Origin of the sequence: Mesorhizobium sp. CAU 1732 (assembly GCF_039888675.1) — a bacterium.
Taxonomy (GTDB): domain Bacteria; phylum Pseudomonadota; class Alphaproteobacteria; order Rhizobiales; family Rhizobiaceae; genus Aerobium.
Genome location: NZ_JBDQQR010000001.1, coordinates 613,314 through 636,655, shown reverse-complemented (window position 1 = coordinate 636,655; position 23,342 = coordinate 613,314). Strand labels below are relative to the sequence as shown.

27 protein-coding genes and 2 pseudogenes are annotated in these 23,342 nt (G+C 64.4%); 15 read left to right on the top strand and 14 right to left on the bottom strand.

From position 1 onward, the window contains the following. Positions 1–5: 5 nt before the first annotated feature. Positions 6–848 carry an LOG family protein gene (locus tag AAFN55_RS03320; protein ID WP_347797456.1) on the bottom strand — a complete coding sequence of 281 codons (843 nt, stop codon included), beginning with the start codon at positions 846–848 and terminating at the stop codon, positions 6–8. A gap of 154 nt (positions 849–1,002) precedes the next feature. On the opposite strand from AAFN55_RS03320, the gene dapD reads away from it, so the two are divergent. The 4 genes from dapD (at position 1,003) to AAFN55_RS03300 (ending at position 4,152) form a co-directional block, all read left to right on the top strand. Continuing rightward, the gene (dapD, locus tag AAFN55_RS03315; RefSeq protein WP_347797455.1) at positions 1,003–1,857 is read left to right on the top strand and encodes a 2,3,4,5-tetrahydropyridine-2,6-dicarboxylate N-succinyltransferase; all 855 of its coding nucleotides are present in this window, start codon (positions 1,003–1,005) and stop codon (positions 1,855–1,857) included. Between the two features lie 50 nt (positions 1,858–1,907). Beyond that, positions 1,908–2,276: a DUF805 domain-containing protein gene (locus AAFN55_RS03310; protein ID WP_347797454.1), complete on the top strand. Its 369-nt coding sequence runs from the start codon at positions 1,908–1,910 to the stop codon at positions 2,274–2,276. An 87-nt stretch (positions 2,277–2,363) separates the two neighbouring features. Continuing rightward, positions 2,364–3,557 (top strand): succinyl-diaminopimelate desuccinylase, encoded by a 1,194-nt coding sequence (dapE, locus tag AAFN55_RS03305; RefSeq protein ID WP_347797453.1) that lies wholly within the window; start codon positions 2,364–2,366, stop codon positions 3,555–3,557. A 1-nt stretch (position 3,558) separates the two neighbouring features. Next, on the top strand, positions 3,559–4,152 hold the full coding sequence (locus AAFN55_RS03300) for a transporter (protein ID WP_347797452.1): 594 nt from the start codon (positions 3,559–3,561) through the stop codon (positions 4,150–4,152). Here the strand turns inward: AAFN55_RS03300 and AAFN55_RS03295 are convergent. Beyond that, the gene (locus AAFN55_RS03295) at positions 4,139–5,344 is read right to left on the bottom strand and encodes an MFS transporter (RefSeq protein ID WP_347797451.1); all 1,206 of its coding nucleotides are present in this window, start codon (positions 5,342–5,344) and stop codon (positions 4,139–4,141) included. The two genes, AAFN55_RS03300 and AAFN55_RS03295, sit on opposite strands and share 14 nt — an antisense overlap. A gap of 48 nt (positions 5,345–5,392) precedes the next feature. Here AAFN55_RS03295 and AAFN55_RS03290 point away from each other — a divergent pair, with 48 nt between their 5' ends. After that, the gene (locus tag AAFN55_RS03290; RefSeq protein ID WP_347797450.1) at positions 5,393–5,953 is read left to right on the top strand and encodes an Lrp/AsnC family transcriptional regulator; all 561 of its coding nucleotides are present in this window, start codon (positions 5,393–5,395) and stop codon (positions 5,951–5,953) included. Here the strand turns inward: AAFN55_RS03290 and truA are convergent. The 6 genes from truA to def all read right to left on the bottom strand — a co-directional run bounded on the left by truA (position 5,937) and on the right by def (position 9,481). Further along, the gene (gene truA / locus AAFN55_RS03285; RefSeq protein ID WP_347797449.1) at positions 5,937–6,680 is read right to left on the bottom strand and encodes a tRNA pseudouridine(38-40) synthase TruA; all 744 of its coding nucleotides are present in this window, start codon (positions 6,678–6,680) and stop codon (positions 5,937–5,939) included. The two genes, AAFN55_RS03290 and truA, sit on opposite strands and share 17 nt — an antisense overlap. A gap of 2 nt (positions 6,681–6,682) precedes the next feature. Then, complete coding sequence (locus AAFN55_RS03280; RefSeq protein ID WP_347797448.1) at positions 6,683–7,186, bottom strand: N-acetyltransferase; 504 nt, start codon at positions 7,184–7,186, stop codon at positions 6,683–6,685. Next, positions 7,183–8,118, bottom strand: a complete 936-nt coding sequence (fmt, locus tag AAFN55_RS03275; protein WP_347797447.1) for a methionyl-tRNA formyltransferase — start codon at positions 8,116–8,118, stop codon at positions 7,183–7,185. The genes AAFN55_RS03280 and fmt overlap by 4 nt, the downstream gene beginning before the upstream one ends. 60 nt (positions 8,119–8,178) lie before the next feature. Beyond that, positions 8,179–8,601: a type II toxin-antitoxin system VapC family toxin gene (locus AAFN55_RS03270; protein ID WP_347797446.1), complete on the bottom strand. Its 423-nt coding sequence runs from the start codon at positions 8,599–8,601 to the stop codon at positions 8,179–8,181. After that, entirely contained in the window at positions 8,598–8,891 is a 294-nt protein-coding gene (locus AAFN55_RS03265) for a plasmid stabilization protein (RefSeq protein WP_347797445.1), read from the bottom strand. Before AAFN55_RS03265 ends, AAFN55_RS03270 begins: the two co-directional genes overlap by 4 nt. A 62-nt stretch (positions 8,892–8,953) precedes the next feature. Continuing rightward, complete coding sequence (gene def, locus AAFN55_RS03260) at positions 8,954–9,481, bottom strand: peptide deformylase (RefSeq protein WP_347797444.1); 528 nt, start codon at positions 9,479–9,481, stop codon at positions 8,954–8,956. 101 nt (positions 9,482–9,582) lie between these two features. Between def and AAFN55_RS03255 the strand changes: the two genes are divergently transcribed. The 6 genes and pseudogenes from AAFN55_RS03255 to AAFN55_RS03230 form a co-directional block, all read left to right on the top strand. Beyond that, positions 9,583–10,839: a DNA recombination protein RmuC gene (locus tag AAFN55_RS03255; protein ID WP_347797443.1), complete on the top strand. Its 1,257-nt coding sequence runs from the start codon at positions 9,583–9,585 to the stop codon at positions 10,837–10,839. An 80-nt stretch (positions 10,840–10,919) separates the two neighbouring features. Next, complete coding sequence (locus AAFN55_RS03250) at positions 10,920–11,399, top strand: CAP domain-containing protein (RefSeq protein WP_347797442.1); 480 nt, start codon at positions 10,920–10,922, stop codon at positions 11,397–11,399. Between the two features lie 163 nt (positions 11,400–11,562). Next, complete coding sequence (uxuA, locus tag AAFN55_RS03245) at positions 11,563–12,771, top strand: mannonate dehydratase (protein WP_347797441.1); 1,209 nt, start codon at positions 11,563–11,565, stop codon at positions 12,769–12,771. Between the two features lie 280 nt (positions 12,772–13,051). Then, positions 13,052–14,122, top strand: a complete 1,071-nt coding sequence (locus AAFN55_RS03240) for an Atu2307/SP_0267 family LLM class monooxygenase (RefSeq protein WP_347797440.1) — start codon at positions 13,052–13,054, stop codon at positions 14,120–14,122. Between the two features lie 233 nt (positions 14,123–14,355). Beyond that, positions 14,356–15,366, top strand: coding sequence for an LLM class flavin-dependent oxidoreductase (locus AAFN55_RS03235; RefSeq protein ID WP_347800169.1), 1,011 nt, complete (start codon positions 14,356–14,358; stop codon positions 15,364–15,366). Between the two features lie 657 nt (positions 15,367–16,023). Beyond that, positions 16,024–16,344: pseudogene (locus tag AAFN55_RS03230) on the top strand (transposase); the annotation flags it as partial. 48 nt (positions 16,345–16,392) lie between these two features. Here AAFN55_RS03230 and AAFN55_RS03225 read toward each other — a convergent pair. Both AAFN55_RS03225 and AAFN55_RS03220 read right to left on the bottom strand, forming a co-directional pair. Beyond that, a complete protein-coding gene (locus AAFN55_RS03225) occupies positions 16,393–16,776 on the bottom strand; it encodes a DUF6481 family protein (protein WP_347797439.1) in 384 nt (127 codons plus the stop codon). Between the two features lie 132 nt (positions 16,777–16,908). After that, positions 16,909–17,505, bottom strand: a complete 597-nt coding sequence (locus AAFN55_RS03220) for a Kazal-type serine protease inhibitor domain-containing protein (RefSeq protein ID WP_347797438.1) — start codon at positions 17,503–17,505, stop codon at positions 16,909–16,911. Between the two features lie 166 nt (positions 17,506–17,671). Here AAFN55_RS03220 and AAFN55_RS03215 point away from each other — a divergent pair, with 166 nt between their 5' ends. After that, positions 17,672–18,811 carry an AI-2E family transporter gene (locus AAFN55_RS03215; protein WP_347797437.1) on the top strand — a complete coding sequence of 380 codons (1,140 nt, stop codon included), beginning with the start codon at positions 17,672–17,674 and terminating at the stop codon, positions 18,809–18,811. Positions 18,812–18,819: 8 nt separating this feature from the next. Here the strand turns inward: AAFN55_RS03215 and AAFN55_RS03210 are convergent, their stop codons facing one another. Then, on the bottom strand, positions 18,820–20,043 hold the full coding sequence (locus tag AAFN55_RS03210; RefSeq protein WP_347797436.1) for a lytic murein transglycosylase: 1,224 nt from the start codon (positions 20,041–20,043) through the stop codon (positions 18,820–18,822). A 169-nt stretch (positions 20,044–20,212) separates the two neighbouring features. Further along, positions 20,213–20,818, bottom strand: coding sequence for a recombination mediator RecR (gene recR / locus AAFN55_RS03205; RefSeq protein WP_347797435.1), 606 nt, complete (start codon positions 20,816–20,818; stop codon positions 20,213–20,215). Positions 20,819–20,913: 95 nt separating this feature from the next. On the opposite strand from recR, the gene AAFN55_RS03200 reads away from it, so the two are divergent. Beyond that, complete coding sequence (locus tag AAFN55_RS03200) at positions 20,914–21,423, top strand: GNAT family N-acetyltransferase (RefSeq protein WP_347797434.1); 510 nt, start codon at positions 20,914–20,916, stop codon at positions 21,421–21,423. A gap of 12 nt (positions 21,424–21,435) precedes the next feature. Here AAFN55_RS03200 and AAFN55_RS03195 read toward each other — a convergent pair whose 3' ends face one another. Next, positions 21,436–22,254 (bottom strand): cell wall hydrolase, encoded by an 819-nt coding sequence (locus AAFN55_RS03195; protein ID WP_347797433.1) that lies wholly within the window; start codon positions 22,252–22,254, stop codon positions 21,436–21,438. Between the two features lie 159 nt (positions 22,255–22,413). Between AAFN55_RS03195 and AAFN55_RS03190 the strand changes: the two genes are divergently transcribed. Together AAFN55_RS03190 and AAFN55_RS03185 are read left to right on the top strand one after the other, a co-directional pair. Then, complete coding sequence (locus AAFN55_RS03190) at positions 22,414–22,674, top strand: ribbon-helix-helix protein, CopG family (protein ID WP_347797432.1); 261 nt, start codon at positions 22,414–22,416, stop codon at positions 22,672–22,674. Positions 22,675–22,702: 28 nt separating this feature from the next. After that, positions 22,703–23,020 (top strand): annotated as a pseudogene (locus AAFN55_RS03185) (type II toxin-antitoxin system RelE/ParE family toxin); the annotation flags it as partial. Here AAFN55_RS03185 and AAFN55_RS03180 read toward each other — a convergent pair. Then, positions 23,017–23,340, bottom strand: coding sequence for a YbaB/EbfC family nucleoid-associated protein (locus AAFN55_RS03180; protein ID WP_347797431.1), 324 nt, complete (start codon positions 23,338–23,340; stop codon positions 23,017–23,019). The pseudogene AAFN55_RS03185 and the gene AAFN55_RS03180 sit on opposite strands and share 4 nt — an antisense overlap. Between the last annotated feature and the right edge of the window lie 2 nt (positions 23,341–23,342).

Sequence of the window (23,342 nt, the reverse complement as noted above, 5' to 3'; positions counted from 1 at the left end):
GCGCTTCAGGCGATTTCGTAAAACGTCCTGATGATCTGCCAGGCTTCTTCGGCGGTATCGACGAAGTCGATGATGTTCTGATCGCCAGGCGAGATGGTCCCCTGTTCGGCGAGGTAGTCGAGATCGACGGCCCTCGACCAGAACTCCTTGCCGAAGAGAATGATCGGCACGCGCTCCATGCGGCCGGTCTGGATCAGCGTCAGCGTCTCGAAGAACTCGTCCATCGTACCGAAACCGCCGGGGAACACCGCAACCGCCTTGGCCCGCATGATGAAATGCATCTTGCGGATCGCGAAATAGTGGAAGTTGAAGCACAGCTCCGGTGTGACGTAGAGGTTCGGCGCCTGCTCGTGCGGCAGCACGATGTTCAAACCGATCGACGGCGCGCCGCAATCGGCCGCTCCGCGATTGCCGGCTTCCATGACGCCCGGACCGCCGCCGGTGACGACGACGAATTCGCGATAATAGGTCTTGGCGGAATGCTCGGAGCAGAGCCGCGCGAACTTCCGCGCCTCCTCGTAATATTTGCTGTTGGCTTCGAGGTTCTTCTTCTGGATTTCGTTCTTCGCCGCCCAGGCATCGCCGCCGGGCTCCGGGATGCGTGCGCCGCCGAACAGGATCACCGTCGAGCGGATACCGCGCTCGGCCAGCATCATCTCGGGCTTGAGCAATTCGAGCTGCAGGCGCACGGCGCGCAGCTCGCGCCGCGTCATGAACTCCTCGTCGTCCCAGGCCAGCCGGTAGGCCGGCGCGCGGGTCTGCGGGGTGTCGGGTACGGACTTCGCGCGTTCCAGATCCTCATCCGAATGCGGCAGCGGCGTCCAGCCGGAATTTTCCTCCGGTTTCATTGTCGTCCTATCCGTAAAATCCATGGCGCAGGTGGCCAGGTCCTGTCATTGACCCCCATACGCGCTTCGCTTAGTTTCCGCGCCGGTCGGGGACCGTTTCTCACCTGTCACCCTATGGACCACCCATTAACAGCGCGTGTAACGGAGCATTTGGATGACCCAGCCGGACCTGGCAACCCTCGAGAAGACGATCGAGACGGCCTTCGACGAGCGCGACGCGGTCAACACCGCCACGCGCGGCGAAATCCGTGATGCCGTCCAGACGGCGCTCGAGCTTCTGGACAAGGGTCAGGTCCGCGTCGCCGAGCGGCAGGCCGATGGAAACTGGACGGTCAACCAGTGGCTCAAGAAGGCGGTGCTTCTGTCCTTCCGCCTCAATCCGATGGAGATCATCAAGGGCGGCCCGGGCGAATCGGTCTGGTGGGACAAGGTCCCGTCGAAGTTCGAGGGCTGGTCCGCCAACGAGTTCGAAAGGGGCGGGTTCCGCGCCGTCCCCAACTGCATCGTGCGCCATTCGGCCTTCATCGCGCCCGGCGCGGTCCTGATGCCGTCCTTCGTCAATCTCGGCGCCTATGTCGGCGAGGGCACGATGGTCGACACCTGGGCGACCGTGGGCTCCTGCGCGCAGATCGGCAAGAACGTGCATCTCTCCGGCGGCGTCGGCATCGGCGGCGTGCTCGAGCCCTTGCAGGCCGGGCCGACCATCATCGAGGACAATTGCTTCATCGGCGCGCGCTCGGAAGTCGTGGAAGGGTGCATCGTCCGCGAGGGCGCGGTGCTGGGCATGGGCGTCTTCATCGGCAAGTCCACCAAGATCGTCGATCGCGCGACCGGCGAGATCCACATGGGCGAGGTGCCGCCCTACTCCGTGGTCGTCGCCGGCACGATGCCCGGCAAGAACGTGCCCGGCGAGAACTGGGGCCCGAGCCTCTACTGCGCCGTCATCGTCAAGAAGGTGGACGAGAAGACCCGCTCCAAGACCTCGATCAACGAGTTGCTTCGTGATTGATTACGGGGCAGTGAATACAACCAACCCGTTTCGTCGTCCGGAGTGATATCGTGCCTGCCAACCAGATGAGATGGCTCTTCTTCGGCTTTTCCGGCCGTATCAGCCGCGCGGCCTATTTCCTGGCCGGGCTGCTGATGATGATCGTCGTCGTCTTCATCACCTACCGCCTGATGCTTGCCGAAGAGGCGGGCACCAGCGGCGCGGCGTGGGAGGTCGCGCTCAGCGCCGTGCTGATTGCCTCGCTCTGGGCGCAGGCGGCGCTGGGGGCCAAGCGCATCCACGATCTGGGCAAGTCGGGCGTTTTTGCCGCTCTGCTTTTCATACCGGCGCTCAACTTCATCGCCTTCGTCGCGCTCTGCCTCATGCCGGGCGAACCCGGTCCGAATCAGTACGGACAGGTCACGAACGCACCGGCCTGAGCCGGGCCTCATCCGGCCGGGGCTGGCACGATGGACGCGCGCTCCTGCACGGTGACAGCGGAGGGCGGATCGACTATCCATCCCTCCATGACTTCAAGATTTCCAACAGACCCCGCCGCGAACCTCGCCACGCTCATTCGCTGTCCGTCGGTCACCCCGGCGGAGGGCGGCGCGTTGACCGCGCTCGACGCGATGCTCAGGCCGATGGGTTTTTCCATCGACCGTCCGGTCTTCACTGAGGACGGCACGCCCGACATCGAAAATCTCTATGCCCGGCTTTCGGGCAACGGCCCGCATCTGATGTTCGCCGGCCACACCGACGTCGTTCCGGTCGGCGACGAGCAGGCATGGACGCACCCGCCCTTTTCCGCCGCGATCGCCAATGGCGAGATGTTCGGGCGCGGCGCGGTCGACATGAAGGGCGGCATCGCTTGCTTCGTCGCCGCCGTCGCCCGGCATGTGGAGGCCCACGGCGCGCTTAAGGGATCGGTCTCGCTGCTCATTACGGGCGACGAGGAAGGCCCGTCGATCAACGGGACGTCGAAGCTGCTCGAATGGGCCACGGCGCGCGGCGAGACCTGGGACGCCGCCATCGTCGGCGAACCCACCAATCCGAACGCGCTCGGCGACATGATCAAGATCGGCCGGCGTGGCTCGATTTCGGGCGACATCATCGTCCAGGGCAAGCAGGGCCACGCGGCCTACCCCCACCTCGCCGACAATCCGGTGCGCGGCCTCGTCACGCTCGTCGATGCGCTTCTGGCTCCCGCCTTCGACGAAGGCACGACGGACTTCCAGGCCACCAACCTCGAAGTGACCACGATGGATGTCGGCAATCGCGCGACCAACGTGATCCCGGCCAAGGCGACCGCGTCGTTCAACATCCGCTTCAACGACACATGGACAGCGGAAACGCTTCAGGCTGAAATCCACAACCGCCTCGACCGGGCAGCGACCCGCAAGAAGCTGCGCCCCGGCCGTTCGGAGAAGATCGCTTTCGACCTCATCTGGCGCGACCGCCCCAGCCATGTGTTCCTGACCCGCGACGACAAGCTCATCGAGGGGCTCACCGGCTCCGTCGAGGCCGTTACCGGCAGGCGGCCCGCTTTGTCCACGTCGGGCGGCACGTCGGATGCACGCTACATCAAGGATTACTGCCCGGTGGTCGAGTTCGGGCTCGTCGGCCAGACCATGCACATGGTCGATGAGCGCGTCGCGCTCGCCGACCTCGAGACGCTGACGCAGATCTACCGGAAATTCCTCGAGGACTGGTTCAAGTAGAATGCCACCGGTCGAAGACATCCAGCGACAGATGCACGGCGCATGGCGGATGATGACGGGACGCCGCGACGGCATCCGGCTGCTCGACATATCCGTCGACGGATTCTGGAACTCGTTCTTCGCCATCGTCGTCGCCCTCCCGGTCATGCTGATGGCGTGGGTGCCGGTAGCGGGCGATCTGGCCGGGCCGGGAGCAAGCTTCGCCGTGCGCCTCGGCATCGTCATCCGGCTGGCGCTGGTCGATATCGGTGCATGGATATTGCCCCTCGTCGCGCTCGCGGCGGTAGTCGACTATGTCGGGCTGCGCGACCGCTTCGTGCACTACATCGTGGCGAGCAACTGGGCCTCGGCGCTGTTTGCGTGGTTCATGCTGCCGACGTCGCTGGTGCGGCTGTTCGTGCCCGAGGCCGCGGATGCCGCCACCGCGTTTGCGCTCGGCATCTTCCTCGCCTCGCTCGTGCTGTCCTGGCGGCTGACCGACGCAGCGCTCGGCAAGGGAGCCGCGACCACCACGGCCGTGTTCTTCGGCATCCTCTTCGCATCGATCCTGACCCTCTTCGCACTCCAGGACATTCTGCGCCTCAATCCGGAATAGCGCATGGACGAAACGGACGATGCGCCAGTACGGCCAGCGCCGCCGCGCCAAGCATCAGGGCCGCCGCTGCGCATGGCAGCGCGGCGAATCCCCCAACACCATAGAACGCACCGAACCCCGTCGTGCCCACGAAGAGCGCGACATATGTGACGGCGCTGTTGAGGCCCATGATCGCGCCGCGGCGCGCAGGCGCGAGCGCCGTCAACCGCATGATCAGGACGTTGAGCCCGAAATGATTGGCAAGTCCCCAGGCAAAGACGGCCAGAAGCATGCCGGCATATGAATCGCTGAGGGCCGCCATGGCGACGAAGATTGCGCCTACGCACAGGAAGATCGGCGCGAGAAGGCGCGCGGCCCCGAACCGATCTATGAGCGGATCGAAGAACACCGCGCCGCCGAAGCCGAGCCCGTAGGCAACGGCTATGAGGCTATTCGCGCTGACGGTCAGGCCGAGCGTGGCGTGAACATGATCGCCAATATAGGCGTAGACGCCGTAGAACGATGCCATGAAGACGGCGCACGCGCCAAGCAGCGGAACGACGCCGGGAACGCGCAGCGCCGCCACGGGAGATTGCGATATCGTTTCGGCTGCGCCCTCGCTGTGTGGCGCAGTGCGCCATACCACGCCCGAAACGGCAAACGCTCCTGCCGCCATGACCGCGAAGACGAACCGCCATCCGACAAGATCAGCGATGACCGCCGAAAGCGAAACACCCGCCACCATGCTGAGCGTCCATCCGGTCAGGACCACGCCGATTGTCTGGCTTTCGCGCCCAGGCGGCGCCACGGCGGCCGCCAGCGTATAGATCGTGGGCAGAGCGATGCCGGCGGCGACGCCGACCACGAACTGGGCGGCGACAAGCAGGACAAGGACTGGGGCGAGCCCGCTTGCTGCGAGACCGAGCGCCAGCAGCAGCAACGCTATCCTGAGCATACGGGCAGCACCGTGGCGGTCGATGAGCCGGCCGAGAAGCATCGCACTGCCCGCCGTGCCGAGACCGAAGACGGCCGACGCGGTCATGACCGAGGGGACGCCGACGCCGAGAGAGCGCGCTACTTCCGGCGCGATGGGGCCGAACGCAAGCGAGTTGGAGCCGATGACGCCGATGCAGGCGGTAAGGAGATAGGCGAAGCGCGGGATGCCCGCGCGCTCCCGGATCACGGCCTGACTGTGTTGATCGATATTCGACATTGATACAGAATGGTCGAATGTCATTCATCATCAAGAGGCATTTGCGGAATGGTACAAAATACAGATGGCATTCGGCGGAAGCGCGCGGCGGACCGCGAGATCGATGCGACGGACAGAAAGCTGTTAAGCATTCTCGTGGAAGACGCGACCGTGAGCTACGCCGAACTTGGCGACCGGGTCGGGCTTTCGCCGCCGGCTGCCCATGAACGGGTGAAGCGGCTACGGCGCTCCGGCGCGATCCGCAAGGTGGCGGCGCTCATTGAGCCTGAAGCATCCGGCAAGCCGCTGCTCGCCTTCATCCATGTCGATACCACTGGCTGGGGCAAGACGCCGGTGCTGCTCGCAATCGAGGAACATCCTGAAGTCGAGGAAATCCATTCCGTGGCCGGCGACACCTGCATGTTGCTCAAGGTGCGGACGGAGAGCACGCATGCGCTGGAAGGGCTGCTCGCGCGTCTCTACGATACGCCGGGCGTCAAGGCGACGCGCAGCTATGTCGTGCTGTCGACCTATCTCGAGCGGCCCATACAGCCCGAAATCACGAAGGAATGGCCGGCACTGGTGAAGAATGCTGAGGCAGGAGTGGCCGCCTTCAATAATCGACCTTGACGAGATAAAGCCCGTCGGGCGGCGACACCTGTCCGCAGCGCGCGCGATCGGCTGCCTTCAGCGCGGCTTCCAGATCGTCGGCGTCCCAGCCGCCCTCGCCCACCTTCTTCAGCGATCCCACCATGGAGCGCACCTGGTTGTGCAGGAACGACCGCGCCGACGCGCGCACCTCGATCAGCTCGCCGTCGCGGGAGACATCGAGCCTGTCCAGCGTCTTGACCGGGCTTGCCGACTGGCACTGGACGGAGCGGAAGGTGGTGAAGTCGTGTTTTCCGAGCAGCCTTTGCGCCGCTTGGTGCATCGCATCGGCGTCGAGCACCTTGGGTACATGCCAGACATTGCCGCGCATCAGGGCCGGCTGCGCGCGCCGGTTGAGGATCACGTAGAGATAGTGCCGCGCGCTGGCTGAAAAGCGCGCATCGAAATCGTCCGACACCTGCTCGACCGCGAGGATGGCAACAGCCTCCGATGCGAGCTTCAGATGCGCGTTGAGAGCGCCCTGAAGCTTGAACGCGTCCCAGTCGCGTGTCAGATCGGCATGCGCAACCTGCCCGGTCGCATGCACGCCCGCATCGGTCCTGCCCGCCGCCCGTATCGTGACGCGCTCGCCCGTTGCCGACATGATCGCGACCTCGATTGCGTGCTGGACCGTCGTTAAATCCGCCTGCCGCTGCCAGCCGGCATAGGCGCGCCCGTCATATTCGATGTCGAGACGGTAGCGCGGCACTGTCAGAGGTCCGAAAACGCAGGCGCATAGATGAGCTTGCCGGCCATTGGCGCATCGCCCCACGACAGAGCCTGCAACGCCGCGCATTGATACGCGCTCTCGAATTTCGCGGCGCGATCATGGACATATCCGAAGCGCCCGTAATAGGCGGGATCGCCAAGCACCACCGACAGCGTCTCGCCGGCCTCCTGCACCATATGGTGCGCGTTTTCAACGAGCGCTGTGCCGACGCCGGTACGCTGGCTGCCGGGATCGACCGCCAGCGGCGCGAGCGCGACGGCCGGAACGAGCCGGTTGCCCGTCTTGACCAGCAGGCGCGAAAACAGCACGTGTCCGACAAGCGTGCCTTCGTGCAGTGCCACGAGTTCGAGCACGACATCGTTGTCCGCAACCAGCCGATCGACCAGCTTTGCCTCGCTCGGACCTTCGAACGCCGCATCGACAAGTGCATGGATCGCCGCGCGGTCGGCCTCCTCAGCGGGACGAATGACAAGATTCCTGATCATGACAGCCTATCTCCAACGGCTAGTTTCGTGCCACGTATGAATGCATCGGCCTGCATCGGCTTGCCCCCCGAACGCTGGACCTCGACGAGGCGCACGGATCCTTCGCCGCAGCCGACCGTCAGATTCTCGTCGAGGATCGCCCCCGCTACTCCCGACCCGCTGCCCAGTGTCGAGCGCAGAACCTTGAGTCGCTCGGCCTTGCCGTCGGCGGCCATCTCGCACCACGCGCCGGGAAAGGGCGACAGGCCGCGAATGTGATTGTGAACCCGGCCGGCCGGGCGCGACCAGTCGATGCGGGTTTCCTCCTTGGCGATCTTGCGCGCGTAGGTCGCGCCCTCGGACGCCTGCGCCACAAGGTCCAGCGTGCCTGCCTCCAGCGCGCGCATCGCCTGCACCATCAGGTCCGCGCCGGCGGCCATCAGCGCGTCGTGCAGTTCGCCGGCCGTTATGTCGGGCTCGATCGCGACACGCCTCGTCAGCGCGACCGGGCCGGTGTCCAGCCCTTCGTCCATCTTCATGATCATCATGCCCGTCTCAGTATCGCCGGCCATGATCGCGCGCTGGATGGGTGCGGCGCCGCGCCAGCGCGGAAGCAGCGAGGCATGGCCGTTGAAAGCGCCGAGCCGCGTGCCGTCGAGGACCGCCTTCGGAAGCAGCAGCCCGTAGGCGACAACGACCGCCACATCGGCCCCGAGCGCGCGAAACGCATCCTGCTCGGTCTCGCCCTTGAGCGACAGCGGCGTCCGCACCTCCAGCCCGAGCTCCTCGCCCAGCCGATGCACCGCCGATTTCGTCAACTCCAGCCCGCGCCGTCCCGCCGGCCGCGGCGGCTGGCTGTAGACGGCAACGATCTCATGGCCCGCATCCGCCAGCGCATGCAGCGTCGAAGCGGAGAAGTCCGGCGTTCCCATGAAGATGATGCGAAGCGGCATTGTTTCCCTGATTTTTCGGAACTCGTCCTCCCGAGCGCCGATCCGGCCAGCCCGAGGAACTCAGATCATCGGTTCAAACGGGTTTACGAGCTTCAGGTCAAGCCCATCGAAGTCCCGAACGTTTCGGGTGGCAAGCGTCGCGCCGTGAGCGATGCAGATCGCGGCGATCATGGCGTCGCCGATGCTCATTTGCCGTCCTGCCCGCTCCAGGCGAGCGCGAATCGTGCCTGCCAGTCGGGACGACCCCCCGTCGAGCACCAGCATTCTATCGGCAAACTCCCTCGTTGCGCCCTCCAGAATATCAAGATACCGCGAAGATTTGGTTCTCAGGAAGAACCGTTCGGCGCCGAATGACTGCTCCATCAGGACGGGCACACACAGGAACACATTTTCAATGCCGACGCTCGCGAACCAACTCGCGACGGCCCCATCCGGAGCCGCCTTCTGAAGCTCCGAAATTACGTTGGTATCCAGAACGATCATTCGAAATCGGGTACAGGTCGGCCGAAGTCACGCTTCCGCTCCGCCTCGACCTCGTCCATGATCTTCGCAAATTCCTCGCCCGCTTCAGGATCGTTTTCGTCGTAGAATAGCGGACGGAGGACATCCCAGGCTGACTTACCCTTGCGCACTGCCGACTTTTGTCGCGCTTGGAGTCCATCACGCAGAATGCCTATCGCCTCGGAGGAAAGGCTTGCACCGCCCTTCGCAGCCGCCTGTGCGATCTCATCCTTCAACGCATCCGGAATATTCCTGATCAGCATATCACCCATGCGCGTCTCCATTGATTGATATCAATGATATCACACCAAGCAGAACCCGGCAACGAAACGCCTCAGACCACCAAACCGCTCGGCTGCTTGTCCTTGGCGAGTTTCTTGAACTTGCGCACGACCATGTCGCGTTTCAGCTTGGAGATGTGATCGATGAACAGCACCCCGTTCAGATGGTCGATCTCGTGTTGCAGGCAGGTCGCCATCAACCCATCGGCGTCGAGCACGCGCTCCTTGCCGTCGCGGTCGAGATATTTCACCGTCACCGTGTCAGGGCGCTCGACCTCGGCATAGTAATCCGGGATCGACAGGCACCCCTCCTCGTAGACCGAAGGCGCGTCGCCTTGTGCCACGATCTGCGGGTTGATGAAGATCTGGGGCGCCTTCGGCTCATCTTCCTTGGACAGGTCGATCACCACCATGCGCAGGGGCGTGCCCACCTGAATGGCGGCGAGGCCGATGCCGGGCGCATCGTACATCGTCTCCAGCATGTCGTCGGCAAAGCGGCGCAGATCGTCATCGACGCGCTCGACGGGTTTGGAGAGCTGGCGCAGGACGGGATCGGGAAGAATGACGAGAGGGCGTATCATGCCCGTCAGGTAATCGCTAAGCCCAAACGCGTCAACGGGTCTGGCGGCAGCGTTCACCTTTTGGTCTTATGCCGTGTGGGCGAATCATCTATCGTCCCGCGATGAACGATCTCCAGCCGCTTCTCTCCCAGCTCGTCGCACAGTGGGGCGCGACCACGATCACGCTCGGCCATGCACTCGCCGGCATCGCCTTGCTTGTCCTCGCGCTGATCGTCGTCTTCGGCATCGCCCTCCGGCGCGCGGCACAGGCCCGCGCCCAGGCTGCGCTCGAGGCATCCGAGCGGGCGCGCGAGGCCGATGCGCGCATGGCGGAGATCATGAAGGCGCAATCCGAGATGCAGGGCCGGATGGGCACGATCGCCGAGGTCTTCGGCAGCCGCCAGGCCGAGCTCACCAAGGCGATCGGCGAGCGCCTCGACGGCATGACCTCGCGGCTCGGCACGTCGATCACCGAGCAGACCAAGTCGACGCATGAAAATCTTGCCAAGCTTCAGGAGCGACTGGCGGTGATCGACACCGCGCAGTCGAACATCCAGTCCCTTGCCGGACAGGTGGTGCAGCTCCAGCACATCCTTTCCAACAAGCAGACGCGTGGCGCGTTCGGGCAGAGCCGGATGGAAGCGATCATCGCCGACGGGCTTCCGCATGGCGCGTACGAATTCCAGGCGACGCTGTCGAACGGCAACCGCCCGGACTGCATCGTGCGCATGCCGAACGGCGCGCCCGATCTCGTTATCGACGCGAAGTTTCCGCTGGAAGCCTGGAACGCGATCCGCACCGCGGCCGAGAGCGAGAACCCCGACACGCAGCGTTACGCGTCACAGACATTCCGGCGCGACGTCGAGGTGCATCTCAAGGCGATTTCGGAAAAGTACCTGATCCAGGGCGAGACCCAGGACACCGCCTTCATGTTCGTGCCATCGGAATCGATCTTCGCCGAGATCCACGAGAATTTCGAGGCGCTGGTCCACAAGGCGCATCGCGCGCGGATCGTCATCGTCTCGCCTTCGCTTCTGATGCTGTCGATCCAGGTCATCCAGGCCGTGCTCAAGGATGCCCGGATGCGCGAGCAGGCGCATCTCATTCAGGGCGAGGTGATCCGCCTGATGGAGGACGTCAACCGGCTGGACGACCGCGTGCGCAAGCTCCAGACACATTTCATGCAGGCCAACAAGGACATCGACCTCATCCTCACCTCGGCCGACAAGGTCACGAAGCGCAGCGCCAAGATCGAGGCCCTCGAGTTCGGCGCACCGGGCAGCGACGACGCCGAGACCGCGAAGGACGAGCCTGCCCCGCGCGTGGCCGCGTCGCGAACGGGGCAGCTTCGCCTCCACGTCGTGGACGACGGGGAATAGATCACCGCTGTTCCGAATCGCCCGCATGCCGCCATGATCGTCGGCGATTGAGGCCGCTTCGATTCGCATTCGGGGATTTCATGGCAACGTTTCGAACGATCGCTTTCGCAGGATTGGCGCCGGCCGCCCTGGTGGCCGCACTTGCGCTCACGGGCTGCCAGACCGGCGGCATGGGCAAGAGCGGCGGTGCGTCGGGCTCAGGCTACGCCTACCTCACCCAGATTCGCTCGTCCGCCGAGCTGCCGGTCATGGCTCCTGACGCAAAGCTCGAAAAGGCAGCGCTCCGGCAGGCGGGGTACATGGCGAGCGCCGGCAAGATGGACCACAACACCGGCTGGGGCCGCGACTTCGCCTCGCGCATGAAGACGGATGGTGTGGCCGCGCCGGCCGCCGAGAATCTCGCGCATGGACACATGGAGCTCTCACGGGTCTTCGAGATGTGGACGAATTCGTCCGGCCACCGCCGCAACATGCTCGAACCGCGCTTCAACCGGTACGGCCTTGCCTATGCGGCAACCGAGGACGGCCGACGGTACTGGGCGCTGGTGCTGGGAAAATAGGGCAAAAGACAAGCAGACGCGTCTCACCGCATCATGTCGCGTTGACACTGGTATACTACCATTCTAGCGTCTGCCGCATACCGGGAACCATTCCCCGCAAATTGAGGGATAATGTCATGATGTTGGCTTCGGAAGTGGCGGCAATCCTCCGCCGGCCCGCGCGATGAAACACACCTGGCGCTGGTTCGGCCCAGTCGACAAGGTCACGATCGCCGATGCGCGCCAGGCCGGCGCGCAAGGCATCGTCACCGCGCTGCATCACATTCCCTACGGCGCGGTCTGGACGCCCGACGAGATCGCCAGGCGGCAGGACGAGGTTCGCCGCATGCCCGACGGCTCGCCCTCCACGCTTGAATGGGAGGTGGTCGAAAGTCTGCCGATCTCTGAGGCGATCAAGACCCAAACAGGCGCGTGGCGCGCGCATATCGACGCCTACCGCACCTCGCTCGAAAATCTCGCAGCAGCCGGCATTTTCACGGTCTGCTACAATTTCATGCCGGTGCTCGACTGGACCCGCACCGCGCTCGCGTGGCGTCTTCCCAATGGCGGGACGACGATGCGCTTCGAGCTGAACGACTTCGCCGCCTTCGACATCCATATCTTCAAGCGCCCCGGCGCCGCCGAGAGTTTCGAGCCCGCGGTGGCCGAGGAGGCCGGCCGTCGCTTCGCCGCCATGGACGATGCGGCGCGCACCATGCTGTCCCGCTCGATCAATGCCGGCCTGCCCGGAGCCGCCGAGAGCTATTCGCTCGACGATCTGCGCGCCCAGATCGCCACCTATGACGGGATCGATGCGGACCGGCTGCGCAACAACCTCATCGACTTCCTGTCGGAGGTGGTTCCGACTGCTGAGAGGCTCGGCATGCGGCTTTGCTGCCATCCCGACGACCCGCCCTTCCCGCTTCTCGGCCTGCCGCGCATCATGTCGAGCGAGGCCGACTATCGCGCCGTCCTCGATGCGGTCGACAGCCCGGCCAGCGGCGCGACGCTCTGCACCGGCTCGCTTGGCGCACACCCCGGCAACGATTTGCCCGGCATGGTCGAGCGACTCGGGCCGCGCATCCATTTCGTGCATCTGCGCAACGTGACGCGCGAGACGCCCGGCACGCCCTGCACATTCCACGAGGCGGAGCATCTGGGGGGCGGCACCGACATGGTTGCGGTCATCGCCGCACTGCTGCGCGAAGAGGCGCGGCGACGCGCTGAGGGGCGGGCCGATGCCGAAATCCCGATGCGCCCGGATCACGGACAGGACATCCTCGACGATCTGAAGCGCGGCGCTCAACCAGGCTACCCCGCGATCGGCCGCCTGAAGGGGCTCGCCGAGCTGCGCGGCGTCGAGATGGCGCTTTCACGGTCACGCACCCCGTAGAGCGGTTCCGAATGAGGTGGGGTCGCTTTGAACACCCCCTCCACCACTTTGTGGTCCCCCTCCCCCGCTTCGCAGGGGAGGATCAAGCGTTGCGGCCAGTCTCGACCTTGATCCTCCTCCGTTTACGGCGGGGTCCGCAGGACGCTCGAAGGGCCGGAGGGGGTGTTCCCGCGAAAACTGGAAACGACTTAGACCCACAGAACACCCTGTTCACCCCCCGGAGACTGGCGCGTCCTGCCCGCGATGCCTACTTTCGCGGCAACGCAACAGGATCATCGTCATGGAACTCGGTCTCTACACATTCGCCGACGTCGGCACCGACCCGGTAACCGGCCACAGTGTCGGTCCCGCCGAACGCCTCAGGAACCTCGTCGAGGAGATCGAGCTCGCTGACCAGCTCGGCCTCGACTTCTTCGGCCTCGGCGAGCATCACCGCCCGGATTACGCCGCGTCGGCGCCGGCGGTGGCGTTGGCGGCCGCAGCGTTGCGCACCAAGAACATCCGCCTCTCCAGCGCGGTATCCGTCTTGTCGTCCGACGATCCGATCCGGGTCTTCCAGCAATTCGCCACGCTCGACAATCTGAGCCAGGGACGCGCCGAGATCATGGCCGGGCGCGGCTCGTTCGTCGAATCCTTCCCGCTCTTCGGCTACGAATTGTCCGACTACGACACGCTGTTCGCCGAAAAGCTCGAAATGCTGATCGCGCTCAACGAGGGCGAGTTCTTCTCGTGGCCCGGCGGCAAGCACACGCCGAAGGTCGATGCGCGGGGCGTCTATCCCCGGCCGTTCCAGGACAAGCTGCCGCTGTGGATCGCGGTCGGCGGCACACCGCAATCCGTGGCGCGCGCGGCCATGCTCGGACTGCCGCTGGCGCTCGCCATCATCGGCGGCGAGCCGCACCGCTTTGCGCCGCTGTTCAAGCTTTACCGCGAGGCGGCCGTGAAGTTCGGCCGCGATCCCGCAGCACTCAAGACGTCGATCAACGTCCACGGCTTCGTCGCCGAGACGAGCCAGGAGGCGATCGACACGGCCTATCCGCCGCACTCCGACGTCATGAACCGCATCGGTCGCGAGCGCGGCTGGGGGCCGTCGTCCAAGGCGCAGTTCGAGGCGTCCGCCGGCAAGCTTGGCGCGAACTTCGCCGGCAGCCCGGCGGAGGTCACCGACAAGATCCTCGCCAATTACGAGATCTTCGGCTTCGACCGGTTCGTCATCCAGATGGCGATCGGCGTGATGGACCATTCCAAGCTGATGAAGGCGATCGAATTGTTCGGCACGAAGGTCGCTCCCGAGGTCCGCAAGGCGACTTCGCGAGAAACGGAGACGCAGCCCGTCCCGGCAGACGCCTAGATCGTTTCAGGCTTTCGTAAAATACCCCCTCCGGCGCTTCGCGCCACCTTCCCCGTAAACGGAGGAGGACCCACCTCGAGATCGGCCGCTACGCTGGATCCTCCCCTGCTTGCGGGGGAGGGGGACCACGCGAAGCGTGGTGGAGGGGGTGTTGCTCGATACAAGACGAGTGCGCTCATTTCGAAGTATCTTAAACCCTTGGTGAGAGGCGGGTGGCATCCTATATCGGAGCGATGACACCGCTCTCCATACTCGACCTCTCGCCCGTCCCCGAAGGCAGCGACGTTTCGCAGTCCCTCGCCAACACGCTCGACCTCGCGCGCCATGCCGAACGCCTCGGCTACAAGCGCTACTGGCTCGCCGAGCACCACAACATGCCCGGCATCGCCAGTGCCGCGACGGCGGTGGTGATCGGCCATGTGGCCGCCGGAACATCGACGATCCGCGTCGGTGCCGGCGGTATCATGCTGCCCAACCACGCCCCCTTGATGGTCGCGGAAGCCTTCGGCACGCTTGCGGCACTTCATCCCGGGCGCATCGATCTCGGGCTCGGCCGCGCACCCGGCACCGATCAGGTGACTGCGCACGCGCTTCGCCGCAACATGGGCGGCGCGGTCGATTCGTTCCCCAACGACGTCGTCGAGCTGATGAACTATTTCAAGCCGGAGCAGCCGGGCCAGCGCGTGCGCGCCGTGCCGGGCATGGGGCTGGACGTACCGCTCTGGATCCTCGGTTCGAGCCTCTACGGCGCGCAGCTCGCGGCGATGCTCGGCCTGCCCTATGCCTTCGCCTCGCATTTCGCGCCGGCCGAGATGGAGAACGCCATCGCGATCTATCGCGAGCGCTTCGAGCCGTCCGAACAGCTCGACAAGCCCCATGTCATGCTCGGCCTGAACGTCGTCGCCGCGGAAACCGACGAGGAAGCGCGGTTCCTGTTCACGTCGCTCCAGCAGGCATTCGTCAATCTGCGAACGGGTCGGCCGGGCAAGCTGCCGGCGCCCGAGCGCGGCTTTGCCGAAGCGATCGACCTCTCCGCAAAGACGATGCTCGACCACGCGCTGTCCTGCGCGATTGTCGGCTCGCCGGAGACCGTGCGCGCCGGCCTCGACGCGTTCATCAAACGCACGGGCGCGGACGAGCTGATGGTGACGGCGCAGGTCCATGATCACGCAGCGCGGCTGCGCTCGTACGAAATCCTGGCCGAGGCGCATCGCTCGCTGCAGATGGCGGACGCTGCGGAATAGCTCGACGAAAAAACCGGCCGCAACCGAAATCAGGTTGGGGCCGGTGTCATCTGATCGATGATCCGTGAATTCTAGGCCGTGAACTCATTGATGCGAGATGGTCGAGATCAAATCGAGGTCAACGCCGGGCCATGTGCATACAGCACGACGAAGCCCCCCTGTTCGATAAATGGAAGGTGGAGCCGTGTGAGCAGCGCAATCAGTTCGCTTGAGCAATCCTGTATCACTGGGCTCACCAACCGGCCCTTATGCCGACTGTAACGGGGTGCAATCCTAATCCACTCGATGTGCAAGCCAAGGCTCGCTTCGGGGCTGCTTGCCCAGTCGCCGAAGTATGTCGGCGCGTATTGAAGTTCCAGGGGCTCAGGTGCCTCAGTATGAACGTATTTGACTTGGTATGCGGGCCGAAAAGGTAGCTTATTCATACCCTGACATAGTTCCCGCCACTTCGTGTCGTTCATGTATGAAGCCAAGCCACGCTCTGTCAGGATTTCCCTGACGCGTTTCTTCTGCTTTACATCGGTGAGCAGATATACACGGCCCGGATTGGGCATCGCTATTACCATTTGTCTATCATTGCAGCGATGCTGGAAGCCTGCAACAGATCGTTCTCAGACTAAAGCTTCATGTTACGGCGGAATCTGATTCAGGCTCCGTATGAGCCGACATCACCTGACCGCCTTTGAATGGCGCGTGATCGAGCCGCTATTGTCCAACAGGCCGAGAGGCGTGCTCCGCGTCGATGACCGGCGGATTCTCAACGGCATCTTCTGGGCGCTGCGATCCGGTGCGCCATGGCGCGATCTACCGAAGCGATACGGACCAACGCACCACTTGCTACAACGGCTTTGTCCGATGGCGGAAAGTAGGCGTGTGAAACCGCCTCATGGACTCCATTACGAAGCCCACGACGGCAAGGTGCAGATGATCGACACCTCTATTGTTCGCGTCCATCAGCAGGGCGTGACGGCAAAGAGGCACCCTCGTCGCAATCCGCATCTGGTTACGCGTAAATGAGTCTACGTCCTACCGCTGCCGCGCCTTGCGAGCCGCGTAGCGCGCATCGCGCTTGGCCTTGCGTTCTGCCTCGTCGGCGAGAAGCCTCGAGACCATATCGCGTTCGGCCAATTCCTTGGCCTCGGCTTCCGCCTTGGCGGCGATCTCGGCCGCTGCCTCGCGCTCGGCGCGCTCGCGCTCCTCGCGTTCGGCCTTTTCCTGCTTCAGGCGCTTCTTCTCGGCTTCGCGCTGCGCACGCGCTTCGGCGATCGCCTTGCGCTCGGCCATGCGCGCCTGCACAGCCGGGTCATCGGCTGAGGGAAGTCTGCTCTTTGCGCGCTCGAGAAGCGCTTTCCTCGCTTCTTCCGCAGACTGCCTGCGTTCGGCGAAGCTCTTTTCCTTGTAGATTGCCACTGACTGCCTTCAACGTTCGCGGTGTGTTCGAGCGTCTTAATGGTGAAAGGGCACGGGCAATTCAAGATAAAAAAGACCCCTCCCGCACGAAAATGCGGGAGGAGCCGTCACTTTTCGCGACAAACGAGCCGATCAGCAGGGTCCGCGACCGACGATCCGGTAAGATTCGGCTTCCGCCTCGCACGAATTGCCGAACGTCCGCACATCACGGCCGCGCTGGCCGCACACCGGAGCGTATTCGCGTGTGCAGGCCTGAGGACCGGGACGTCCCGGACCGGGTCCGGGGGTGGTTTCGCGGCGGCATTCGCCGTCGCTGATCACGCGGAAGCCTTCCGAGCGCGCGACGCATTCGTTGCCGAAAGTCTGGCGGTTGCCGCGACGTTCAGCGCAAACCGGCGCGTATTGCTGCGTGCAGGCCTGCGGACGACCGGGGCCGCCGGGGCCGCCTGGCCCACCGGGACCACCCGGACCGCCGCGGCACTCGCCGTCGCGAATCACGCGATAGCCGGACCGGTCCGCCTCGCAATCATTGCTGAACGTCCTTCGATCGCCGCCACGCTGGGCGCAGACGGGCGCGTATTCGCGCGTGCAGAATTGCGGCTCCTGCGGGATCGGCGGGCGCGGGCCGGGCCCAGGACCCGGTCCATCCTCGACCACGACGCACGCGGCCAGAATTGTCGCGAAGACAGCCACTGCGGCCGACATCTTCGCAAAGGACAACAAACGCATGAACTTCCCTCCTCTATGGCCCGTCCGCCCGAATGAAATGACGCAATAGCGCATTCGATCCCGGAAACGTGAAAATAAGCAAGGTTATTGTGAAGCGCGGCGGAACATCGCAACCCGCCGGACATTGTCTGCGCAGCGCGATGTCGTGCGGGTTGAGGGCGAAATCATGAACCAAGTCGCAAAAGGCAACGACAAGTCTGCGTCTCCCGTGGCTCAGGATATTGCGCCGCCTCCGCCCGCTCCGGGCGTCAGCCGCAAGGCTGTCACGGGCATCTTCATCATATTGCTGGTCTACGCGCTCTATTTCGGACGCGAATTCTTCATGCCCGTCGTGCTGGCTTTCCTGTTCGCGCTGACGCTGACGCCGATCGTGCGGTTCATGCGCAAGCGCGGCTTTCCCGCGCCGCTGTCGGCCACGCTCGTCGTGCTTGTCACGGCAACCGTCATCGGCCTGGGCGGGTATCTCTTCAGCACGCCGGTCATGACCCTCATCGCGGATGCGCCGCAGATCGGCCGGACGCTCACCGAGCGCGTGGAGGAACTGCGCGGTCCCTATGATCGCTTGATGCAGATATCCCAGCAGATCGATCATGCCACCGATACGACAGAGGAAACGGGGGTAGTGAAGGTTTCCGTCCAGCAACCCGGCATCCTGTCGCAGGCCGCCGGCACCATGCTGAGTGCGGGAACCAATGCCGCGATCGTTTTCGTGCTGGCGTTGTTCCTGCTCGCTTCGGGGACGATGTTTTACGAAAAGATCGTCCAGTCCTTCGCGACGATGACCGAGAAGAAGCGCGCCTTGCGCGTCGTCTACGATGTCGAGCGCGAGATTTCGCGCTACCTTCTGACCGTGGCGATCATCAATGCCGCACTCGGTCTGGCGATCGGCACCGGGCTCTGGATCATCGGCATGCCGACGCCGTTCCTCTGGGGCGCGATGGCGGCGCTTCTGAACTTCTTGCCCTATATCGGTGCGGCGACGACGATCCTCATCGTGGCCGCGATCTCGATCGTCAGCTTCGACAGTCTGGGCTTCGCCCTGATCGCACCGGCCTTCGTGACCCTATGCAACATCCTCGAGGGCCAGATCATCACGCCGCTGATCCTCGGGCGCAGGCTCGAACTCAACGCGGTGGCGATCTTCATCGCCGTCGCCTTCTGGTCGTGGCTGTGGGGATTCGTCGGCGCGCTCATCGCCGTGCCGCTGCTCGTGGTGGTCAAGGTTTTCTGCGACCATTTCGAGCCGCTGCATTCGCTCGGCAATTTCCTGGCGGCGCAACAGACGATCGAAGTCGAAGACGAATAGATCGCCCTCTACTTCAGCGCCCCGACGATCGCCTGATCGGGAAAGCAGGTCGGCTGGCGGCCGTTCTTTGCCTGCCATTCGCCGATGGACCGGCGCGTTCGGAAACCCGGCAGCCCGTCCGCCCCGCCGGTGTCGTAGCCCTGTCCTTGCAACCCGCGCTGCATCGCGGCGATGTCGAAGCGGTAGAGACCGCCGACACGACCCCAGGAGCCCGCGAACGCGCGGTCGCCATAGCTGATGCGGTCGGCAGCATGCCCGACGAAGAGCGCGTAGAGATCGCTCTCATTGTACTTTTTCAGCACGTAGAAGTTCGGCGTGACGATGAAGGCGGGGCCTGAGCGTCCGGCCGGCATCAGCAGGTAGCCCTCCGCGCGCGCCTCGTGGTCGGGAAACGGCCTGCCGCCCACGCGCTGGATGCCCATCGACGCCCAGTCCGCGATGCGCCTGCCCCGATCGGGGCCTTCAAGTGCGCAGGAGACGCCGGCGGGCACCGTCACCTCGAAGCCCCAGTCACGCCCTTTCACCCAGCCGTAATGGGCGAGATAGTTCGCGATCGACGCCAGCGTGTCGACTTCGGAACCCCAGATATCGGCCCGCCCGTCGCCGTCGCCATCGACCGCGTGTTGGAGATAGGATGTCGGCAGGAATTGCGGCTGGCCGAGCGCGCCCGCCCAGGACGATTTCATCGCGGCGACCGACACATGGCCACGCTGCACCATCTCGAGCGCCGCCAGCACTTCCTTGCGGAACATGTCCTTGCGCGTCGCTATGAACGCCTTGGTGCCGAGCACCTCGAACGCGTTGTGCGGGATATTGGCGCGGCCGAACCCGGATTCCCGACCCCAGATGGCAAGCAGGATGCCGCGCGGCACGCCGAATCGCCCCTCGATCACACCGAGTTGCTGGCTCAGCCGGTTTGCCCGGCTGCGGCCGCCCGCGGTCACCCCACCAACCGTATTTTCGGCAAAATAGCTGCCCGGCGACCCGAACTCCGCCTGATGCTGCGTCCTCGGCGTCTCGGCCTGCTGTCCCGGCATCACCAGATCGGGAAGCTTGAGGTTCGGCGTCACGCCGCCGAAGGCAGCGTTGAACGTCTGGGCCGAAATGCCCTTCGCCTGCGCCTCCGGCCAGAGATCGTTCTGCAGCCAGGACTGGAATTGGGCGGTGACGTTTTGGGCTGCGGCGGGGAATGAAACAAGAGTGGCCAGGGACAGACACAACGCCGCAAGCATCGATGCCCTACGTTGCCCCCCTCTGTCCTGCCGGACATCTCCCCCACGAGGGGGGAGATCACGCGGTGTCGGCCACGAGAATAATCTCCCCCCGTGTGGGGGAGATGTCCGGCAGGACAGAGGGGGGCAACGTAGAGCTGAATCTCTCAAAGCGTGCTCCTTCCGGAAATCAAAACGCCGTCCGCGATTTCAGCGCAGCCGCAAGCGTGCCGTCGTCGAGATAGTCGAGTTCGCCACCCACCGGCACGCCGTGGGCAAGCCGCGTCACCCGCACGTCGAGCCCGGCAAGCTGATCGGTGATGTAGTGCGCCGTGGTCTGGCCCTCGACGGTCGCGTTGACGGCGAGGATCACCTCCGACACCTCGCCACCCGCCACGCGCGAGACAAGCGAACCGATGTTCAGATCCTCGGGCCGGATGCCGTCCAGCGGCGACAGTGTGCCGCCCAGAACGTGATAGCGCACGTTCATGGCCGAGGCGCGCTCCAGCGCCCAGAGGTCGGCGACGTCCTCGACGACGATGAGCGTCGCAGCGTCGCGGCGCGGGTCGGTGCAGATCGTGCACGGATCGGACGTATCGACATTGCCGCAGGTCGAGCAGACGCGCACCTTGTCGACCGCCTCGCCCATGGCTGCCGCGAGCGGCACCAGCAACTGCTCTTTCTTCTTGATCAGATGCAGGGCGGCGCGGCGCGCCGAGCGCGGGCCGAGACCCGGCACCTTGGCAAGGAGCTGGATCAGGCGCTCGATTTCGGGACCGGCGATTCGTTTCGACATGGTCACGGTTTAGCGGGGAACAGCGGAATTGGGTAGCGTCGCCGATGTCACGCGCTAGACTGCGAGCGCTGTGCCGGCAGGCGGAGGAAGAAAGCATGGTTGCCAACGAAATCACGATCCGCGTTGCCACGCCCGCTGACCTGGAGCCGCTTTCCGTCCTGATCGCCGCCTCCTACGCGACGTTGGGCGAGGCCGCATACGATCGCGAGAAACTCGCGGCCGCAATGCCGCTGATGTCGCGCGCCAATCCGACCCTGCTCGCAAGCGGCACCTATTTCATCGCTGAGACGGACGGCCAGATCGCCGGCTGCGGGGGCTGGACCTTCGAGAAGCCGGGCAACGGCGAACGGGTAGACGGCATCGCGCATATCCGCCACTTCGCAACGCATCCCGCCCATCATCGCAAGGGCGTTGCGCGCCTTCTGCTGCAACGCTGCCTCGATGAGGCCGCGCGTGCAGGTGCGACGATCATGAAAAGCCAATCTACGCTGTTGGCCGAGCCGTTCTACGCGTCCGCAGGTTTCAGGCGCGTGAGGCCGATCGATGTCGAAATGAGCCCCGGCATCGTTCTGCCCGTCGTAGAGATGGAGCGGTCGCTGCCCTGACCCGGTCCGCGATCACTCGACCGGCGACGGCCGCGCCTGGTTGAGCAGCATCGCGCCGATGGCATCGGCCGTATTCGGTTCGACCGAATAGGACATGGCCGTGTTTGCCGGTGCCACCGTCGTCTCGATCACCGGCGATGTCGCCACAACCTGTTCGGGCGCGGTCTCGCGCTCAGTCTTCACGGTGGCGATCTGCTCCGCTGCCTTCGCAGCCGGTGCCGGCTGCTTCGCGACCGCGACCATCTGGGGCCGGTCGCCCGCGCCTTCCTTCCTGCCGGCGGCCGCGAGCTGCGACTGCGGCCGTATGCCGTTGGCGCTGCGCTCGGCGCGACCGCGCTTCTCGTAGAAAGCGTTGCCACCAGCCTGCAGCACGTAATGCATATTGGGATAGGGGAAGTTCAGCCCGGCCTGATGGAAGAACATGGCTTTCTGGGCTTGTGGATGCCGCTCGCCCTTGAGCACGGAATCGGCTGCGGCCATCACGTCCGGCAGCGCCTTGGAGTTCATCTTTCGCGACAGGACGCCCGGCGCGAACTGGTTCTTCTGGCCCACGACGCCACACACCGTGTCGGCATATTGTCCGGAATCCAGCCGGTTCATCACCACCGTGCCGACGGCCACCAATCCTTCGCGGCTCGAGCGGTGCGATTCGAAGAACATGGCGCGCGCCAGGCACTCCTTGTCCTTCATCGAATAGCCGCGCGTGGACGAAACCGACGAGGTCGTGACGCCGTCGAGAGCGTCGGCACTTTGCGAACAGGCGGACAGAAGGGAGGCGAGAGCGACGGCGCAAAGCGGCGCCAGCCGCGCATTCAGGGGCTTAGACAACACGAAACTGACCCTCTCCAAAGCCGCCCCCGCCGCTTGGATGGGGCAAAAGAAGAGGATATTTCAGGCAAAAGCATGGCAAGCGAAACAAGGACCGCACGGCGCGGCCTTGAGCGGCAAGGCACCTTGTAATACTATGTATTACAAATGGAGGCTGCCGCCATGTGCCGACCCAAGCTTTCCGATCCGATCACACTTCGGCTTCCGGTCGAGGTCCTTCAAGAGATCGAGAAGATCGCCGAGACCTGCGACCGTTCCCGTAGCTGGGTGATGGTCAGGGCGCTCCGCCACTATCTGGCGCGGGAGGGAGCCGACATTCTCGCGATGCGTCGGGGTCGCGAGGAGGTCGCCAACGGCGATGTCCACGACATCGATGATGTCCTTCGGGAGATCGATGAGTTGATCGCCGCCAAGGTGGCATAGAGGTGAAGGTTGGGTATCGGCGCAGGCAGCGGCTTACCTACGCGCGGAGGCCCTCTATCTCAAACGCTACAGCACGCAAGCGGCGATAGATTTCCGGAACCGGATCGCCGAAGCCCGGCGGAATCTTGCGACTTTCCCTGAACTCGGCCGCGACATAGCTCGATTGCCCGTGGAGGGCGCCCGAAGACTTGTCGCCGGCAACCACATCCTCGACTACGAAATCGAGAGAAACGAGATCACCATCCTCTCGATCCGCCACGGGCAGCAGATCGAGATGAATCCGGATGTCGATGATGATCTCGACTATGAAGAGCCGCGGATTACGGGCCGCCCGATCGGATCCTAGAAAGGCAGCTTCATGCCGGGCGGGATCGGCAGGCCGGCGGTGAGTTCGCGGGTCTTTTCCTGCATCGCGGCTTCGACCTTCGACTTGGCGTCGTTGTGGGCGGCAAGGATCAGATCCTCCAGAACCTCGACGTCGTCTTCCTTGAAAAGCGACGGGTCGATCTTGAGCGAGCGCAGTTCGAACTTGCCCGAAAGCGTGACCTGAACAAGCCCGCCACCCGACTGGCCGCTGGCTTCGATCGTGGCGATCTCGTCCTGGAGCTGCGCGAATTTCGCCTGCATCTCCTTCGCCTTGCTCATCATGCCGAGAAGGTCTTTCATCG

Bases quoted from the DNA above. Each gene is read 5' to 3' on its own strand.
- AAFN55_RS03320 (WP_347797456.1), bottom strand. From the start codon at position 848: ATGAAACCGGAGGAAAATTCCGGCTGGACGCCGCTGCCGCATTCGGAT.
- uxuA (WP_347797441.1), top strand. From the start codon at position 11,563: ATGAAACACACCTGGCGCTGGTTCGGCCCAGTCGACAAGGTCACGATC.
- AAFN55_RS03290 (WP_347797450.1), top strand. From the start codon at position 5,393: ATGGTACAAAATACAGATGGCATTCGGCGGAAGCGCGCGGCGGACCGC.
- AAFN55_RS03200 (WP_347797434.1), top strand. From the start codon at position 20,914: ATGGTTGCCAACGAAATCACGATCCGCGTTGCCACGCCCGCTGACCTG.
- AAFN55_RS03180 (WP_347797431.1), bottom strand. From the start codon at position 23,340: ATGAAAGACCTTCTCGGCATGATGAGCAAGGCGAAGGAGATGCAGGCG.
- AAFN55_RS03295 (WP_347797451.1), bottom strand. From the start codon at position 5,344: ATGTCGAATATCGATCAACACAGTCAGGCCGTGATCCGGGAGCGCGCG.
- AAFN55_RS03210 (WP_347797436.1), bottom strand. From the start codon at position 20,043: ATGCTTGCGGCGTTGTGTCTGTCCCTGGCCACTCTTGTTTCATTCCCC.
- AAFN55_RS03255 (WP_347797443.1), top strand. From the start codon at position 9,583: ATGAACGATCTCCAGCCGCTTCTCTCCCAGCTCGTCGCACAGTGGGGC.
- recR (WP_347797435.1), bottom strand. From the start codon at position 20,818: ATGTCGAAACGAATCGCCGGTCCCGAAATCGAGCGCCTGATCCAGCTC.
- AAFN55_RS03280 (WP_347797448.1), bottom strand. From the start codon at position 7,186: ATGATCAGGAATCTTGTCATTCGTCCCGCTGAGGAGGCCGACCGCGCG.
- dapE (WP_347797453.1), top strand. From the start codon at position 2,364: ATGACTTCAAGATTTCCAACAGACCCCGCCGCGAACCTCGCCACGCTC.
- AAFN55_RS03215 (WP_347797437.1), top strand. From the start codon at position 17,672: ATGAACCAAGTCGCAAAAGGCAACGACAAGTCTGCGTCTCCCGTGGCT.
- AAFN55_RS03220 (WP_347797438.1), bottom strand. From the start codon at position 17,505: ATGCGTTTGTTGTCCTTTGCGAAGATGTCGGCCGCAGTGGCTGTCTTC.
- AAFN55_RS03300 (WP_347797452.1), top strand. From the start codon at position 3,559: ATGCCACCGGTCGAAGACATCCAGCGACAGATGCACGGCGCATGGCGG.
- AAFN55_RS03250 (WP_347797442.1), top strand. From the start codon at position 10,920: ATGGCAACGTTTCGAACGATCGCTTTCGCAGGATTGGCGCCGGCCGCC.
- dapD (WP_347797455.1), top strand. From the start codon at position 1,003: ATGACCCAGCCGGACCTGGCAACCCTCGAGAAGACGATCGAGACGGCC.
- AAFN55_RS03235 (WP_347800169.1), top strand. From the start codon at position 14,356: ATGACACCGCTCTCCATACTCGACCTCTCGCCCGTCCCCGAAGGCAGC.
- AAFN55_RS03265 (WP_347797445.1), bottom strand. From the start codon at position 8,891: ATGGGTGATATGCTGATCAGGAATATTCCGGATGCGTTGAAGGATGAG.
- fmt (WP_347797447.1), bottom strand. From the start codon at position 8,118: ATGCCGCTTCGCATCATCTTCATGGGAACGCCGGACTTCTCCGCTTCG.
- AAFN55_RS03190 (WP_347797432.1), top strand. From the start codon at position 22,414: ATGTGCCGACCCAAGCTTTCCGATCCGATCACACTTCGGCTTCCGGTC.
- AAFN55_RS03270 (WP_347797446.1), bottom strand. From the start codon at position 8,601: ATGATCGTTCTGGATACCAACGTAATTTCGGAGCTTCAGAAGGCGGCT.
- def (WP_347797444.1), bottom strand. From the start codon at position 9,481: ATGATACGCCCTCTCGTCATTCTTCCCGATCCCGTCCTGCGCCAGCTC.
- AAFN55_RS03240 (WP_347797440.1), top strand. From the start codon at position 13,052: ATGGAACTCGGTCTCTACACATTCGCCGACGTCGGCACCGACCCGGTA.